16 protein-coding genes are annotated in these 16,185 nt (G+C 53.2%); 7 read left to right on the top strand and 9 right to left on the bottom strand.

The window, feature by feature from the left end; translation table 11 throughout:
* The first annotated feature begins 147 nt into the window (after positions 1–147).
* Genes NHAL_RS17075 through NHAL_RS17085 form a run of 3 tightly spaced genes read left to right on the top strand, consistent with a single transcriptional unit; the run spans position 148 to position 1,343 of the window.
* A complete protein-coding gene (locus NHAL_RS17075; protein ID WP_238985385.1) occupies positions 148–369 on the top strand; it encodes a type II toxin-antitoxin system HicA family toxin in 222 nt (73 codons plus the stop codon).
* Positions 366–854: a type II toxin-antitoxin system HicB family antitoxin gene (locus tag NHAL_RS17080; RefSeq protein WP_013034395.1), complete on the top strand. Its 489-nt coding sequence runs from the start codon at positions 366–368 to the stop codon at positions 852–854. The genes NHAL_RS17075 and NHAL_RS17080 overlap by 4 nt, the downstream gene beginning before the upstream one ends.
* A 3-nt stretch (positions 855–857) precedes the next feature.
* On the top strand, positions 858–1,343 hold the full coding sequence (locus tag NHAL_RS17085; RefSeq protein ID WP_013034396.1) for a hypothetical protein: 486 nt from the start codon (positions 858–860) through the stop codon (positions 1,341–1,343).
* 7 nt (positions 1,344–1,350) lie between these two features.
* Here the strand turns inward: NHAL_RS17085 and radA are convergent, their stop codons facing one another.
* The 8 genes from radA to NHAL_RS17125 form a co-directional block, all read right to left on the bottom strand.
* Positions 1,351–2,721, bottom strand: a complete 1,371-nt coding sequence (gene radA / locus NHAL_RS17090) for a DNA repair protein RadA (RefSeq protein ID WP_013034397.1) — start codon at positions 2,719–2,721, stop codon at positions 1,351–1,353.
* A gap of 4 nt (positions 2,722–2,725) precedes the next feature.
* Complete coding sequence (gene alr, locus NHAL_RS17095) at positions 2,726–3,796, bottom strand: alanine racemase (protein ID WP_013034398.1); 1,071 nt, start codon at positions 3,794–3,796, stop codon at positions 2,726–2,728.
* A gap of 52 nt (positions 3,797–3,848) precedes the next feature.
* Complete coding sequence (gene dnaB / locus NHAL_RS17100) at positions 3,849–5,249, bottom strand: replicative DNA helicase (protein WP_013034399.1); 1,401 nt, start codon at positions 5,247–5,249, stop codon at positions 3,849–3,851.
* A gap of 81 nt (positions 5,250–5,330) precedes the next feature.
* A complete protein-coding gene (gene rplI / locus NHAL_RS17105; RefSeq protein ID WP_013034400.1) occupies positions 5,331–5,783 on the bottom strand; it encodes a 50S ribosomal protein L9 in 453 nt (150 codons plus the stop codon).
* 107 nt (positions 5,784–5,890) lie between these two features.
* Positions 5,891–6,115 (bottom strand): 30S ribosomal protein S18, encoded by a 225-nt coding sequence (gene rpsR, locus NHAL_RS17110; RefSeq protein WP_013034401.1) that lies wholly within the window; start codon positions 6,113–6,115, stop codon positions 5,891–5,893.
* A 168-nt stretch (positions 6,116–6,283) separates the two neighbouring features.
* On the bottom strand, positions 6,284–6,730 hold the full coding sequence (gene rpsF, locus NHAL_RS17115) for a 30S ribosomal protein S6 (protein WP_013034402.1): 447 nt from the start codon (positions 6,728–6,730) through the stop codon (positions 6,284–6,286).
* Positions 6,731–6,866: 136 nt separating this feature from the next.
* A complete protein-coding gene (gene rlmB / locus NHAL_RS17120; RefSeq protein ID WP_157862592.1) occupies positions 6,867–7,676 on the bottom strand; it encodes a 23S rRNA (guanosine(2251)-2'-O)-methyltransferase RlmB in 810 nt (269 codons plus the stop codon).
* Between the two features lie 274 nt (positions 7,677–7,950).
* Positions 7,951–8,745, bottom strand: a complete 795-nt coding sequence (locus tag NHAL_RS17125) for a hypothetical protein (protein ID WP_013034404.1) — start codon at positions 8,743–8,745, stop codon at positions 7,951–7,953.
* 284 nt (positions 8,746–9,029) lie between these two features.
* On the opposite strand from NHAL_RS17125, the gene NHAL_RS19945 reads away from it, so the two are divergent.
* Both NHAL_RS19945 and NHAL_RS17135 read left to right on the top strand, forming a co-directional pair.
* Positions 9,030–11,120, top strand: coding sequence for a PAS domain-containing sensor histidine kinase (locus NHAL_RS19945; protein ID WP_013034405.1), 2,091 nt, complete (start codon positions 9,030–9,032; stop codon positions 11,118–11,120).
* A 1-nt stretch (position 11,121) separates the two neighbouring features.
* Positions 11,122–11,496 carry a response regulator transcription factor gene (locus NHAL_RS17135; protein WP_013034406.1) on the top strand — a complete coding sequence of 125 codons (375 nt, stop codon included), beginning with the start codon at positions 11,122–11,124 and terminating at the stop codon, positions 11,494–11,496.
* Between the two features lie 12 nt (positions 11,497–11,508).
* On the opposite strand, the gene NHAL_RS17140 is transcribed toward NHAL_RS17135, so the two are convergent.
* Positions 11,509–13,461: an amylosucrase gene (locus NHAL_RS17140; RefSeq protein ID WP_013034407.1), complete on the bottom strand. Its 1,953-nt coding sequence runs from the start codon at positions 13,459–13,461 to the stop codon at positions 11,509–11,511.
* A gap of 80 nt (positions 13,462–13,541) precedes the next feature.
* Between NHAL_RS17140 and NHAL_RS17145 the strand changes: the two genes are divergently transcribed.
* Together NHAL_RS17145 and NHAL_RS17150 are read left to right on the top strand one after the other, a co-directional pair.
* Positions 13,542–13,991, top strand: a complete 450-nt coding sequence (locus tag NHAL_RS17145; RefSeq protein WP_041355151.1) for a pyridoxamine 5'-phosphate oxidase family protein — start codon at positions 13,542–13,544, stop codon at positions 13,989–13,991.
* Positions 13,991–16,162 carry a PEP/pyruvate-binding domain-containing protein gene (locus NHAL_RS17150; protein WP_013034409.1) on the top strand — a complete coding sequence of 724 codons (2,172 nt, stop codon included), beginning with the start codon at positions 13,991–13,993 and terminating at the stop codon, positions 16,160–16,162. Before NHAL_RS17145 ends, NHAL_RS17150 begins: the two co-directional genes overlap by 1 nt.
* Positions 16,163–16,185: the final 23 nt, after the last annotated feature.

Genomic DNA, 16,185 nt, shown 5'->3' on the forward strand with positions numbered 1-16,185 from the left:
GAAACTTATAGAGGTGATATCAATGAAAGTTTTCTTGAAAATGGTCGACAATGACCCTATATATAGTGTCTAATGGAAGGGGAGACAATACTCCAGGAGATAATTGATCGCCTGGAGTCATCTCCTTCGTCTATACGCTGCCGAGAGATGGCTCAATGTCTGGAAAGGCTCGGCTTTGAGGTGCGCGATGGTAAAAAACAGGGGCATAAGATTTTCGTCCATCATGGCATCGCCATCTTTTCTTCCGGCGCCTACACTTGCGGACACGGCAGCAATCCAGAAATTAAACCCGTCTACATCAAGAAGGTTATCAAACTGCTGAAACAATACAAAGCTGAATTGATTCAGTACTTAGGAGAAATCAGATGAGCATCGATCCACATGCCTACAACATTAGCATCCGTCGCGATAACTTCGACGGAGAGGTGTTGTTTGAAGCACGGGTAAAAGAACTACCGGATCTAGTAGAGTACGGCGAGAGCTACCAAGAAGCCTATGACTTGGTAGTGGACAGCATTGAGACGGCAGCCGCAGCCTTTGCGGAAAAGGGACGTACCTTTCCCGCTGCCACTGTTCCAACGGATGATTTCAGTGGCCGGGTAACCCTGCGTTTACCTCGCAGCCTTCATCGTGTGCTGGCCGAGACGGCGGAATCTGAGGGAGTGAGTCTTAACCAACATCTGGTCAACGTGCTGAGTTATTTCTCCGGCTTTGCCGCTGGAAATCAAGGGGAAGACTTGTCTTCCTGGCGCACCGTATCATCAGTGCAAAAAACAAAGAAAACGACACGTCCATCCCATCTACGTCTTGTCCGCAGCGACGAATTGGAAAGTCTCAAAGCAAGTTGGGGCTAAAGGATGAATAAAGCCTTACAGAAGGCTATCGATTGTCTTAAGATACGCGATGTCTATTTGCACTCTTCCCGCGCCTCCCTGGAGGATGCGTTTGAGCCAAAATACGACTCTGATCTGGACAAACTGGAGGTACAGTTCAAGCACGTTGTTACCCGCTCAAGCGTATTAGAGCTGGACGAAGGCAACCGTACCATTAACCTGTTTAGAGTATTCGTAGAGTTGGGGACCCGCTGGATTATATCCGGTGAAAGGAAAAACGGCGATAAGGCTCTTGAGGTCAAGGCCTACATTGAAGGCACCATGGTCGCTGAATACTTGATGCTGGATGATCCTGGTCCCGAGGCGCTAAATCAGTTCGCTATGAAGAATGCGAGCTTCCATATCTGGCCCTATTGGCGCGAGTATCTAACCAGCCAGAGTGTAAGGATGAACCTGCCGAAGCTGGTGATGCCTACCGTACAGTTTGCCAGCAACCAAGACTCTGACTGAGGAAAACTCACTCCCGAAGCGCCTCCAACACCTCAGCTAGACGGCTTACCGGAACAATGGTGATATTCTCAACCGACCGTCTCGGGGTATTTCCCTGGGGCAGAATGGCCTTTTTAAAACCATGCTTGGCAGCAGCGGCCAAACGTTCTTCCCCCCCGGGCACGGGGCGGATTTCCCCGGTCAAGCCCACTTCTCCGAACAATACCAACTCCTGGCCTAGAGGCCTATCCCGCAAGCTGGAAACAATAGCGGCCAGGACCGCCAGATCAGCGCCCGTTTCGTGGACTCGCACTCCCCCTACCACATTGACAAACACATCCTGGGCTCCTGGCATAACCGCCCCATGGCGGTGCAGAATGGCCAGCAACATAGCTAAGCGATTGGGCTCCAAACCCACCGTGACCCGGCGGGGGTTGGCAAGATGGCTGTCATCCACTAAGGCCTGGACTTCCACCAGCAAAGGACGGCTGCCTTCCCGGATCACGGTGACGGCGCTCCCGGGAACCGCTTCCTTCCCCCGGGAGAGAAAGATGGCTGAGGGATTGGTCACGCCCCGCAGCCCCCGCTCGGTCATGGCGAAAACTCCCAGCTCGTTAGCCGCGCCGAAGCGATTCTTTGCCGCCCGCAGCACCCGAAGCCGTTCTCCCCCATCGCCCTCGAAGTAAAGCACCGTATCGACCATATGCTCCAGGACTCGAGGTCCCGCCAACGCCCCTTCCTTGGTCACATGGCCCACTAGGATTACTGCAGTCCCGCTTTGCTTAGCAAAACGCAGCAATTGTCCGGCGCTTTCCCGCACTTGAGTCACCGTTCCCGGTGCTGATTGTAACTGCTCCGTATATAAAGTCTGAATAGAGTCGACCACCATTACCTCGGGCCGCTCTTGCTGGACAACGGCCAGGACCCGCTCCACTAGAGTATCCGCCAGCAAACGTACCGGCGCGGTTCCCAATCCCAAGCGCTGGGCCCTGAGGCTGATTTGGGCCAGGGATTCCTCCCCGGTTAAATACAGCACCCGACCCTCTTGGATAGTCCCCAATTTCGCTAAAGCCTGTAATAACAAAGTGGATTTGCCAATCCCGGGATCTCCGCCAATGAGCACCACTGAGCCAGCCACTAACCCTCCCCCCAAGACCCGATCCAACTCGGATAGGCCCGTCGACAGGCGCACCTCACCCTCGACCTGAACCTCCGCCAAGGGCTGCACCGTACTCAGCGCACCAGCATAATGGGCATAGCGCCCAGTCCGCTTCGGTAATTGGGCTCTTAGTTGCTCCTCCAGACTATTCCAGGCGCCGCAGCCGGGGCATTGGCCGGCCCAACGAATCGTCTCGGCACCACATTGATTGCACTGATAAACAGTTTTGGACTTTCCCACCTTCTTACTCCCTAATTCGTGGCACCCGGGCGGTGACTTGGCACAGCAACTCATAGGGAATAGTGGCGGCATGGCAGGCGATCTCCTCTACTGGCAAACCAGCGCCCCAAACAATCACCGGATCACCGACTTTCGCCTCCGGCTGGCTGCGCAGATCAAGGGTTACCATATCCATAGAGACTCGCCCCACCAGGGGTACGGGCCGACCATTTACCAGCAGCGGCGTTCCCGGCGCGGCATGACGGGGATAACCATCGCCATAGCCTATGGCCGCTACGCCGACAGCCATCGCCTCGGGACAAACCCAGGTGGCGCCATAACCAATGCTATCGCCCGGATGGAGATGATGGATAGCGATAAGGCGGGTCTTGAGGGTCATGACGGGTTTGAGCCCTACGGCAGCACCCGTACAGTGGGCAAAAGGCGAGACTCCATAGAGCATAAGCCCTGGGCGCACCCAGTCAAAATGGGCTTGAGGACAAGCAATAACGGCTGCTGAATTGGCCATACTGCGCCACAATCCCGGCACCGTTATCCTTTCAAAAGTCTCCAATTGGATAGCAGTGAGTGAATCCTCAGCCTGATCCGCATTGGCCAGGTGACTCATCAAGCCAACGACGGCAGCAACCGCTGGACAGCGGCGTAAGCTGGTCACCGCTTCAGCCACCCGTTCTGGTGGAAAACCTAGACGATGCATGCCGGTATCTACTTTAAGCCAAACTGAAAGCGGTGCGTTCACCGGAGCTTGCCATAACAAGTCCAATTGGGTGGCTTCGTGAACCACTAGGGTCAAGTGGTAGGCAGCGGCAAGCTGTAATTCTTCTTTATCGGCAATGCCTTCTAGTAAAACAATATCGCCTCGGTATCCTGCTTGGCGCAGCACCAAGGCTTCCCCTAGCCGTGCCACCGCAAAAGCATGGGCTTCTGCCAGCACTTGGGCTATCCTTTTTAGCCCATGACCGTAACCATCCGCTTTCACCACAGCCATGACTCGGCTGCGGGGAACCAACTCCCGGACCCGTTGCAGATTATGGCGTAGGGCGCTAAGGTCAATAATAGCCTGAGGAAAATTCAAGGAAGCTGCAAGACGAGATATATAGCTCGCTAATCAGTTTTGTCTACACCGCCTAAGCGGTCCCGCCCCCTGCGCCGTAGACGTCCTGAACATAATTTTCAAAGCGGGTATACTGGCCGCGGAAGGTGAGACGCACGGTTCCAATAGGACCATTACGTTGCTTACCAATGATAATCTCAGCCGTTCCCCGATCAGGGCTATCCTCATTATAGACCTCATCGCGATAGATAAACACGATAAGGTCGGCATCTTGCTCGATGGCACCGGATTCCCGCAAATCCGACATCACTGGCCGTTTGTTAGGCCGTTGTTCCAGGCTGCGGTTAAGCTGAGAGATGGCTAACACCGGGACATTGAGTTCCTTGGCCACGGCCTTGAGATTACGTGAAATCTCGGAGATCTCAGTGGCCCGATTCTCCCGGTGACCGGGCACCTGCATCAGCTGTAAGTAATCAATGAGGATCAGGCCAAGGCCATCCTGTTCCCGCATCAACCGCCGTGCCCGCGCCCGTAGCTCAGTAGGGGAAAGGGCCGGGGTATCGTCGATAAAAAGCGGCGCCTCGGTCAGCAAACTAACCGCCGAGGTCAAGCGCGGCCAATCATCGTCTTCTAGGCGGCCCGTCCGTATCCGGTGCTGATCAATATACCCTAAAGAAGACATCATCCGCATGGCCAATTGTTCGCCAGGCATTTCCATGCTAAACACGGCCACGGGCACCCGATGCTTAATGGCCACATGTTCCGCAATATTCATGGCGAAGGTAGTCTTACCCATGGAGGGCCTGCCGGCGGCAATAATTAAATCCGCCGGCTGGAGACCAGAAGTTAGGGCATCAAAATCCGTAAAGCCCGAGGGAAGCCCAGTAATCGGACTATCCTGTTCGAACAGGTGGTCGATCCGATCCACCACCTTACCTAGCAGGTTCTTTATGTTGACGAAACCTTGCCGGCCGCGGGCACCTTGTTCGGCAATTTCGAATACCCGCTTTTCGGCTTCGTCGAGCAGCTCCCCACTATTCCGCCCCCCCGGCTGATAGGCATTACCGGCAATATCAGTGCCCACCCGGATAAGCTGGCGCAATACCGAACGCTCCCGGACCACCTCCCCATAGGCCTTGATGTTGGCCGCCGTCGGCGTATTGCGGGCTAAACTCGTGAGATAGGCTAAGCCGCCCACTTCCTCCAATACTTGCTTGTCCTTTAACCATTCGGAGAGGGTCACCACATCACAGGGTTGTGAGCGTTCAATCAACTCACCCATAGAGTGGAATAAGAGGCGGTGGTCCTGGCGATAGAAATCCTCCACGCTAAGAATATCAGCGATCTGATCCCAGGCCTGATTATCTAATAATAATCCGCCTAATACCGATTGCTCGGCCTCAATGGAATGGGGAGGAACCTTAAGTCCATCGACCAGTTCGTCTTTCTGCTCTTGGTAGGCGAGTCCCGGCATCCATCCTCTCCTGATGAGCTAATTGCCGGGGCCTATGCCCGGCACAAGCACGCCTGTCTCAGCCCCGTACGCCGAGAAACATTATTCCCCGCCCGTCACGATTACCTTGACAGAAGTTTCTACATTAGGGTGTAAATGAAGCCCGACCTCGTATTCGCCAACCTGGCGCAAAGCCCCTTCAGGTAGCCGTACTTCCTTCTTGACCACCTCTACCCCGGCTTTGGTCAAGGCCTCGGCAATATCCGCGGTCCCTACCGAACCAAACAACTTGCCTTCGGTACCGGCCTTGGCTGCAATAGTAACGCTGTCCAAATCCGCCAACGCCTGTTTACGCCTTTCCGCTACCGCAACCTTCTCACCGGCAGCCTTTTCCAATTCGGCCTTGCGAGATTCAAAATAGGCCTCGTTTTCCTTGGTTGCGGTCACCGCTTTCCCTTGAGGTATTAGGTAATTGCGGGCATAACCGGCTTTCACCGACACTTTGTCTCCAAGTCTGCCTAGATTCAGCACTTGTTCCAGTAATATTACTTCCACTTTCTATCCCCCACTCTCATCGCCGCCCAAAGCTAACGTCACTCTGCATTGATAGCTCAGGATACAGGATATAACCCGTAACCACTGCTCCAAAAATCTATTTAATGTTAATGGCGGTCGCAGTAAGGAAGTAACGCTAAGTAACGGGCCCGCTTGACTGCCCGGGACAACTGCCGCTGATACTTAGCTTTGGTGCCGGTAATCCGGCTCGGTACAATCTTGCCAGTCTCGGTAATGTATTCTTTAAGGGTAGCAAGATCTTTGTAATCAATCTCTTTGACTCCCTCAGCTGTAAAGCGGCAAAATTTTCTACGCCGAAAATAACGTGCCATAATTCACCTTCGAATAAGTTAATTTATCACAGAACCCAGCCAACAACCGGGCCATTTTTATCAATTTAAAAATATGCCAGTCCGTTGTTGGCAACGACCATCAATTCAATTGGGTCCTATCATCATTGCTAATATTCTAAAACAAGATAAGACCAGAAAGCTCCCGTTTTAATCTGATTCCTTTTCCTGTTCGCCTTTGTCTTCCGATTCACTTTCAGATGACTTATTTTCAGATTCATCCCTCTCTTCCCTATCCCTGGAGGGGCGGGAACTGTCATAACTGCGGCTACCGGATTCCTCTCCCTTGGCCAACGGCGAAGGCTCCGTAACGGCTTCCTCCCGCCGCATCACCACATCCCGTAGCACCGCATCATTGAACCGAAAAGCGCTTGTGAGCTCTTCAATCGCCTGGGGCGTACATTCCACATTCATCAAAACATAGTGGGCCTTATGGACCTTTTGAATGGGGTAAGCAAGCTGGCGCCGGCCCCAATCTTCCAAACGATGGATACGTCCCCCATCGGTTTCAATAAGCTGACGATAGCGCTCTATCATAGCAGGGAGCTGCTCACTCTGATCCGGGTGAACTAAAAACACAATTTCATAATGCCGCATTGATATGACTCCTTACGGTCTCGGCAGCCGCCCCACAGGGAACGGCAAGGAGGTTAGTAAAAAGGTGCAAGATTATACGCCAGCTATCAGGGGATCACAAAATAGATCTCCAATAATTTAAGATAGGGTCCGCCACTCAGGCTAAATCAAAGCCACGCTGGCGCTGGGCCTCGAAGAGACACACTCCCGCGGCAACCGAGACATTGAGGCTGCCAACTGCGCCTTGCATGGGAATCTGAACCAGGCAATCGCAGTGCTCTGCCGTTAGCCGCCGCAGACCCCGATCCTCGGCGCCAAGCACCAAACCAAGAGGGCCCTTGAGATCGGTGTTATAAAGGCTTCCTCCCCCCTTCACCACCGTCCCGACCAACCATAGCCCCCGTTCACGCAGCTTGCGCATTAGCCGGGCTAGATTAGTCACTCGCACAAAAGGGACCCGTTCCGCTGCACCGCTAGCGACTTTGCGCACCGCAGCAGTCAAACCCACCGCCCGATCTTTAGGGGCGATCACCCCATGGACCCCCGCCGCCTCCGCTGTACGCAGACAGGCCCCTAGATTATGGGGATCTTGAACCCCATCGAGGATCAGCAACAAAGGAGGCGCCTTTAAATTGTCCAAAAGGTCAAATAGTCCCTCCTCTGTAAACGTCGGCTGCGCTGAGCAATGGGCCACGACCCCTTGGTGGCGAACCCCAGGAACTAGGCTATCCAGATCTTCCCGATTCACGGGATAGAAATCTAAGCCTTGTTCAAGAGCAAGCTCGGTAATTTCCTGAATCGCTCGATCCTTGCGACTTTGATCCAACCATAGGGAGATGATCTGAGTCGCGGGCTGTTCCAAAGCCGCGCGGACAGCATGCAATCCATACCGCAATTCGCTGCTCACGCTGTCCTCATGCCCGATTTTCCCTGAGCTGAGGTTCTCAAACCTGCGCTTTTTACCCACGGCCGTTTACCTTAGCGTTTCCCGAAAAATAGGATACAAACATCAATCTACCAGGACCTTAACTTCTCAGCCTAACTATACTCTATCTATTAAGGGATTTTAGCCGCGAATGCAGGCGAATAAACGCTTATAAAACAATGCATTGAATAATTTCCTGGCGGGTAAATTCTTGTCTGTCTCTGAGTCATTGGAATATTTGGGTTCATAGGCGTTAATTCGCGGCCAAATGCTTTAATTCAGGAAAATTCTAAGAATTTTTAGGTTCCTTAATTAGTTAATAAAGGGAAATAGTCGAACCATCAGGGAGCACACCAGCAGGCTGCTTGCGGTAACAATCGAAGCCAAAAAGGCGCTGATACTGGGGCATTAAGAACCATAGCCACCACCTCCAACGGAATTCCTTCCCAGGGACTAAGGGAGAAACTTGGCCAGATGTTTTCCATGGACTTAGAATCTGGTGATAGGCAGCAGCGCTCTGCCGCCGGAGAATATGGATGGGATCAAAGCCGTACCACTCTGGGCGTTGCTCGATAAACGTCGCCCCTTGCTCCTGACAAACTTCCCATAAGGCCTGGTTCACTCCACGGACCCGTTCCAACGCCTGCTCCCAGGTAAGACTTTGGCCTGGGAACAGCAATGTCCGAAAGATATAGTATTGCCAAGGAGTCAACTGTTCAAGACGAAAGAGGGGTAAACCGGTAATCACCGTCCTGGCCTTGTAGTCTGCCAGCCGTTCCAGGCACCAGCACACCCAGCGCATTAGCTTCTCGGGAGATTGTTCATAAGCAATGTCATTCCCCAAATCGGTCAGTAGGGCAAAAGTAGGCCCCGGGGCTTCCAGGACGAGGTCTTCCCAGAGACCACATTGGGTGATGCCCGGCAAACCACGGCACCCCACCCGGCTATAAACTCCAAAGGATCGGCCATGGCCAGCCGCAACGAGGAACCGGCTTGGCCGACCACAAATGAGCTGAGCTGTGGCCATTACCCGAGGAAGTAAACGGCTGAGGTTGCTGGCACCGAGTAATACAATTTGGTTGACAGGCCGAGGTTGCTCCCAGCTATTCATGGATTACAGTCGAATTGAATACCATCGCCTTAAACATTGCACCAAGCCTCACTGAAGATAACGAACCTTCTGCTTTAATCAACTGATCTACAGTAGCGGGCTAACGTAGCGGCAAATCGCTGCCGACACCCATTGGCAAGGCGTTGACGCTCTTATGACAGCCCTATAAAGTTGCAAGAAAATATCCCACTTCCATCATTGCTACCCTCACCTTCATAATCCTCTTGGGTACCGAACCAACGATCTGGGGTAGTTCGGTCGGTAAACGGGAGGGCAGATAAAATATGTTAAAAGTCCAAGATCACTCTTCTGCCTGGTTGCTGTCACTTTGTAGCCTACTGGCAGCCATCATTCTGCTGATAGACCTCCTGATACCCTTAGGGGTAGCGGGTGGCGTTCCTTACATAGCAGTCATCTTATTGGCCTCACGATTACCCAAGAGGGACTACCTGTGGGGCTTTGCCATCCTTTGCACCGCACTCACGCTCCTGGGGGCCTTTCTTTCCCCGCCTGGTGGAGAACTATGGCAAGTGGCTACCAACCGCTTCCTGGCCCTCACCGCCATTTGGATTAGCGCAGTGCTCTTGCTTCAGCGCCAGCGGGATGAAGTGGCGCTGGTGCATGCTCATGATGAGTTGGAAGGCCGCGTTCAGAAACGCACCGCTGAACTCACCACGGCCAATCACCAACTTCAGCAGGAGATTGCCGAGCGCCAGCAGATAGAACAGGCTTTGCAGGAAAGCGAAGCACGCTACCGTTCCCTGAGCGACGATATCCTGGACACCTCGCGAGTCGGGGTCTTTATCCTTGATGCCGAATTCCGGGTAGTCTGGGTGAACCAGGCAATCGCCGACTATTTTGGATTACCCAGAAAAACGCTCCAGGGAGCGAACAAACGACAGCTTATTCAGGAACAACTCAAGGATTGTTTTGAACAGCCAGAGGATTTCGCCAAAACCGTACTCGCAACCTATACTGATAATAGCTACATTGAGCAGTTTGAGTGCCACCTGCTGCCTAATGGCGAGCGCCAGGAACGTTGGCTTGAGCATTGGAGCCAGCCGATTGGCAGCGGACTGTACGCCGGCGGGCGCATCGAACACTATTATGATATTACCGAGCGCAAACGGGTAGAGTTCGAACTCCGTACCCGGGCGCGCCAGCAAACTGCCGTGGCAGAGGTGGGACGGCGGGCACTCAGGGGAGGCAACCTCGATACGCTGCTTGATGAAACCCTGGCCCTGTTAGCACGAATTCTCGACGTAGCCTACGGTCAAGTGTTGGAGCTATTGCCTGACCGTAAAACTTTTTTGCTCCGCGCCAGTGTGGGCTTTAAGAGAAGCATTCAAAGACAGGCTACCGTCAATGTTGAACCCGATACCCTAGCCGGCTACACCCTGCTTTCCCTAGAGCCGGTTATCGTGGAAAATCTGAGCACAGAACATCGCTTTCGCCCTGAATCACTGCTACTTGAGCACGGTCTCGCCAGCGGGGTAAGTCTAATCATCCCAGGACGGGAGCGGCCTTTTGGCATCTTGGGTGTGTATACCCCTCAGCCGCGAAACTTCAGTCATGAGCTTTGCTTTCTCCAGACCGTCGCCACCCTGCTGGCCACAGGGATCGAACGCCAGCGAGCTGAGGAGCAGACCCAGTTGCAGCAGGCGGAGCTTGCCCATATCGCGCGCCTAGGTTTGGCCAGCGAACTCACCGCCGGCTTAGCCCATGAACTCAACCAGCCCCTCACCGCCATTACTACCAATGCCCACACCTGCCTGCAACTACTGCACTCGGGAATGGTCAATATGGAGAAGTTTGAGGAAATCCTCGAAGAAGTCACCCGGCAGAGTGAACGAGCCGGTGAAATTGTCCATCATCTAAGAGCCCTGGTCCGCAAAACCGAGTACCGGAAAACCGCGGTAAATCTTAACGACCTAGTCCACGAAGTCGCCCGCTTGGCCAATATCGAAGCCCGCCAACAAGGGGTCCAACTGCGGCTGGAATTATTTGCTTCCCTGCCCCCAGTATGGGGCGATAACATCCAACTTCAGCAGGTCATTTTGAACCTGGTCTGTAACAGCATCGAAGCCATGGGGGAAACCTCGGACGGAAAACGGGAACTCACTATCCAAACCTCCCCCGTTGATTGCGGCGCGGTGGAGGTGACCGTGTCCGACACGGGACCCGGCCTGTCTCCAGAAGCAATGAAGCAGTTATTCCAGCCCTTTTTTACCACCAAACCCACCGGCATGGGCCTCGGCCTATCCCTGAGTAAATCCATCGTCGAAGCCCATGGTGGGGAAATTTGGGCTACCCCTAACCCCAGCCGGGGGGCTACCTTCCACTTTACCATCTCGACCAAGATAGGAAATCGCTAGCGTGACCCTTCAGCCGACTGTATTCATCGTCGACGACGACAAGGCCGTGCGGGATGCGGTACATCTTCTATGCGAGGTCCACGGTTTGCAAGTGGAAAGTTACGCCTCAGCCCAGGCTTTCCTTGACGACTATATTCCTACTCGAAGGGGGTGTCTGGTATTAGACCTTTGCATGCCAGAAATGGATGGCCTAGAACTTCAGGCACATCTAGCGGCCCGCCAGATTGAACTGCCCATCATTTTTATCACTGCCCATAGTAGCAATGGTGAAGCCAAACGCGCACTCAAAGCCGGTGCCCTGGATGTCCTGGAAAAACCTTTTCAGCCTCATGTGCTGATCGAGCGTATCCACACTGCTTTCAAATCGATAAAGTAAACCTTTGCCCATCTATTTACCCGGTCGAGCCAATACCATAAAAGCGTAGGGTTCCAAGCTCAACTCGTGGGTAGCGGTGATGGTTTTACCCGCAAAAAGGTCGACTTCCGTTTTACGCAGTCCTAGCATGCGCAACCGCCGGGCCTCCAGGTGCTGAGTGGAGTCGCTGAAATTCGCCAGTATCAGTACCGTGTGTTCATCATGGTTGCGGAAATAGCCAAACACATGATGGTTACCGGTATCGACAATTTCCGTTTCAGCCCGAGTAAAGGCCAAATTTTGCTGGCGGATTTGGATCAACCTCAGCAAACCTTGGTAAAGCCGACCAGGAACGGTGTTGGAGTCCCAGCGCTGCTCGGCCCGCGCCCAATCGAAGGGCAGCCGGTGCAGCCAGCGAGTATCACCAATTTTAGCCGGATCTTTTTCGTAACTATAATCATTCAAAGTGCCGATTTCGTCGCCCAAATAAATCAACGGTATGCCGCCGATAGTCAAAATCACCCCGTGCAGGAGCAGGATCTTGCGGATGGCGTAGTCAATTTCCATCTCATCGTTGTTATGGAGACCCTTTTCCAATCCCGCCAAAGAGGCGCAGGTGCCGGATACCCGGGCATCCCCCGTGACCAGGTTTTCTTGGAAAGGCATTCCCCGGGCAAAACTGCCTTCAAACTGCGCAGTATAAAACTGGGTGAGAAAGCGGCGATGGGCTTGGGGATCGAGACCAAGGGCGCGGACATCATCATCGGAAAATGTCCACCCAATATCGTCGTGGCAACGCACATAGTTCACCCAAGCACAACCAAAGGGAAGGGCAAAGCGCTGCTGCAAGGCATAGCGTAGAAGACGAATATCCCGGCTTGCTAAGGCATCCCATAAAAGGGCCATAAGCTGCGGATTGTAAGAAAGTTGACATTCTTTTTCACTAATATATTTTCCCACCTCATCCGGGTGCACAATGGCTTCGGATTTAAAAACCATGGCTGGCGCGGCAACACGCACCAAAGCATTAAAAGCTTGAATAATGGTGTGCGCTTCGGGCAAATTTTGGCAGCTGGTCCCCAACTTCTTCCAGACAAAGGCCACCGCATCCAGGCGCAAAATCTCTACCCCTTGATTGGCGAGAAAAAGCATCTCTTCCAGCATCCGATTGAAAACCACGGGATTCTCATAGTTCAAATCCCACTGATAATTGTGGAAGCTGGTCCAAATCCACTTGCGGATACGGTGACGGTAAGTAAATGTTCCTGGGTGTTCATCGGGGAAGATGGGATTGAGACTACGCTCATAGAGATCGGGTAGTTCCCGATTCGGGAACATGCGGTAGTACTCTTGGTACTCGATGTCCCGGGCCAGGGCGCGGCGAGCCCATTCGTGCTCATCGGAGGTATGATTGAACACGAAATCCAAGCAGAGGGAAATGCCTCGATAGCGTAATTCGTCGGCAAGCCGAGCCAACTCTTCCATGGTTCCCAAGCGGGGATTGACTTCACGATAACTACTGACCGCATAGCCACCATCATTATCCCCTTCGGGCACCTTAAATACCGGCATTAGATGGAGGTAGTTGACCCCCAGCTCGGTTAAATAGGGGATGTGCTCACGTACCCCCGCCAGATCGCCCGCAAAAAGATCCACATAGCACATGGCGCCCACCAAGCGGTGGGATTGGTACCAATAGGGATCAGCGCTCCGGAGGGCATCCAGCGCCTTGAGTTCGGTTGGCCGCACCAACCACATCTCCGTCGCCGATGCCAGAATACTTTCTAGATGAAAGAAAAAGTCATATTGCTGACCGTAGAGGCGGTGCAGGCAATCGAACAATCGCGGAAAGTGAACTTCCAGGCGCTGGACGTAACCTTGCCACTCGTCAGGATCGACCTGCGCTTTGAATCGTGCCTCCAGGCGAGGCATGAGGCGCCTAAGGGAGGCGGTACTGTGCCGTTTGAGCCACTGGGCGTCATTCATATCGCTGTTTCAGAATTGTTCCAGGCCTCGGAATATTGACTAAAATTATTAGCAGGAAGATCTTAGCAAAGAACAGCACCTTGAAAGAAACGGCGCAAATTCTAAACACCATTCAGGAATTACTTTCTTCCCAGAAACTGGCGGTTTTAGGCACCCAGGACCGGGGCCAGCCCTGGGGGAGCTTGGTGGCCTTTGTCTCTACCCCTGACCTAAAACACCTTACTTTTGCCACGCCCCGCAGCACCCGCAAATACGACTATCTGGCCAAAGATTCCAGAGTCTCTATGGTCATCGACAATCGAGAAAATTTAGCCCGTGATTTTCATGCGGCCATGGCCGTCACGGCCATTGGGCAGGCGGCAGAGATCGAGTCCCAGGAAGCCCAAGCGCTTACGGAACTCTACCTTGATAAGCACCCTTACCTGAAAAATTTTTTGGCCTCCCCTAGCTGCGCCCTGGTGAAAATTCGGGTAAAAAAATACAGCTTGGTCAGGCGCTTTCAGGAAGTAATGGAAGTGTACCTGGAATAATGAAAGCCGTTATTCCGCTCTCTGCCGCCCATGACTCATTGTCCCCCCATATCGGCGGTAAAGCGACCGCCCTTGCCCACCTTTTTAAAAATGGCTTCCCAGTGCCGGATGCTATTTTTATCAGCACCCAGCTATACCATGCTTTCCTTGATCAGGGGGGCGTTCGCGAGCGGATTGCCATGGAACTTAATCGGAAAAACCTCAATGAGATGCGCTGGGAAGAAATCTGGGACACGGCACTGCGCATCCGCCATATTTTTTTAACGACCCCCTTCCCGGACCCCCTCCGTCAAGCACTGGCCAATTCCATTGAAGCGTACTTCGGCCATAAAGCGGTCGTGGTCCGCTCTTCCGGCGCAGGAGAAGATTCTCCCGCAACTTCTTTCGCCGGACTCCATGAATCCTATGTCAACCTCCAGGGTACCGATTCTATCCTGGAACATATTCGTCTGGTGTGGGCCTCTTTGTGGTCCGATCGGGCCTTGCTTTACCGGCGGGAGCTGGGGCTGGATATCGCCAGCAGCGCAATGGCCGTGGTGGTGCAAGAAATAGTGGCCGGGGAGTGTTCCGGGGTGATCTTCAGCCAAAACCCCAATGATTCTTCCCAAAGCGTCATCGAAGCGGTTCATGGGCTTAATCAAGGACTTGTTGACGGCACGGTAGCGCCCGATCGCTGGCTGCTTGAACGTTCATCAGGACGGCTCATCCAACATCTTTCAGTACCCAGGAAACACTATCTGGTGCCTTCCGCCACCGGGGTTCATCTTACCCCCCTGCCCCCCCCAAAAACCCGCTCGCCTCCCCTCAACGAAGCCCGAGTCCAGCAGGTTTTTGCCCTCGCCCAACAGGCGGAAGCCGTTTTCGGGGTACCCCAGGATGTGGAATGGACCTTCCGAGGTGATCATCTCTATCTCTTACAATCCCGCCCCATCACCAAGCTCGCTCAAGATGCCTCAGAAGACAAACGCCCCTGGTATCTCAGCTTACACCGGAGTTTCGAAAACCTGGAAGCACTTCGTTTTAACATTGAACAGCAGTGGCTCCCTGCCATGGACGAAGAAGCGGCAAGACTGGCTGAGGAAAATCTAGCACCACTTTCCAATGGGGATCTGGCCCAAGCCATTAGTCACAGAAACCAAATTTACGAAAAATGGAGATCGGTTTATTGGGAGGAGTTCATCCCTTTTGCCCACGCCATCCGTCTTTTTGGGCAATTTTACAATGACACTATCCAACCAGAAAATCCTGATGAATTTTATAAGCTTTTAAAGACAACCGATATGCTCAGCCTCAAACGCAATCAAATGCTGACCCAAATGGCGGATTACATTCGTTCTCAGCCCCAATTGGCTACTGCCCTACAACAGGGGAACGACTACCCAGTTGATCAAGTACTGTTAACCAAAGTGGATGATTTCCTAAGGGAGTTTTCAGGGCTCTCCTGGAAAGATAGCCCCTGTTTCCCCAACCGGGAGGCGGTGCTTCGGGTACTATCAAAAATGCTGCCAAACCCATCCAAGGGAGAAAACCAGAAAATTGATAACACAACGCAACTCACCGAGTGGTTTCTTAGCCACTATGAGGGTGAGCAGAGAATCTTTGCCGGTAAGCTGTTAGCGCTTGCTAGAGCGAGCTACCGACTCCGGGACGATGACAATATTTTCCTTGGCAAAATAGAAGCTCAGGTCATCAGAGCCCTTGAGGAGGGCAGGCGGCGCCTCAAAGAACGGATTCCATTCGACCCTCAAAGACTGACCAGCAATGATCTAGTCAGGATGTTGAGAGAGCCCGATTTTATTCCGAAGAAACGCCGCTCCAAGAAAAAAACAATATTTTCATCACCTTTAAAGGCACGCCAGATAATTGGCCAGCCCGCAAGCGCGGGGGTTGCTTTCGGGAAGGCGCGAGTCCTCAAAAAAACCGCTGATCTATTCCAGTTCGAGGCAGGAGAAATCCTCATTTGCGAGGCCATCGATCCCAACATGACATTCATCGTACCCCTTGCGGCGGGGATCGTAGAATGCCGCGGCGGCATGCTTATCCATGGCGCTATCATTGCCCGAGAATATGGTATTCCCTGCGTCACGGGCATCGGGAAGGCCACCTCCCGTATCCACACCGGTGACCGGGTCACTGTAGATGGTTACTTGGGAATTGTCACACTGGGCTAATCACCCACTCTAAACCCATAAAT

The organism is Nitrosococcus halophilus Nc 4 (assembly GCF_000024725.1).
Taxonomy (GTDB): domain Bacteria; phylum Pseudomonadota; class Gammaproteobacteria; order Nitrosococcales; family Nitrosococcaceae; genus Nitrosococcus; species Nitrosococcus halophilus.

Coding starts and splice junctions, on each gene's coding strand:
- rpsF (WP_013034402.1), bottom strand. CDS start 6,730: ATGCGGCATTATGAAATTGTGTTTTTAGTTCACCCGGATCAGAGTGAG.
- NHAL_RS19945 (WP_013034405.1), top strand. CDS start 9,030: ATGTTAAAAGTCCAAGATCACTCTTCTGCCTGGTTGCTGTCACTTTGT.
- NHAL_RS17080 (WP_013034395.1), top strand. CDS start 366: ATGAGCATCGATCCACATGCCTACAACATTAGCATCCGTCGCGATAAC.
- NHAL_RS17150 (WP_013034409.1), top strand. CDS start 13,991: ATGAAAGCCGTTATTCCGCTCTCTGCCGCCCATGACTCATTGTCCCCC.
- NHAL_RS17125 (WP_013034404.1), bottom strand. CDS start 8,745: ATGAATAGCTGGGAGCAACCTCGGCCTGTCAACCAAATTGTATTACTC.
- rpsR (WP_013034401.1), bottom strand. CDS start 6,115: ATGGCACGTTATTTTCGGCGTAGAAAATTTTGCCGCTTTACAGCTGAG.
- NHAL_RS17140 (WP_013034407.1), bottom strand. CDS start 13,461: ATGAATGACGCCCAGTGGCTCAAACGGCACAGTACCGCCTCCCTTAGG.
- NHAL_RS17075 (WP_238985385.1), top strand. CDS start 148: ATGGCTCAATGTCTGGAAAGGCTCGGCTTTGAGGTGCGCGATGGTAAA.
- dnaB (WP_013034399.1), bottom strand. CDS start 5,249: ATGCCGGGACTCGCCTACCAAGAGCAGAAAGACGAACTGGTCGATGGA.
- NHAL_RS17085 (WP_013034396.1), top strand. CDS start 858: ATGAATAAAGCCTTACAGAAGGCTATCGATTGTCTTAAGATACGCGAT.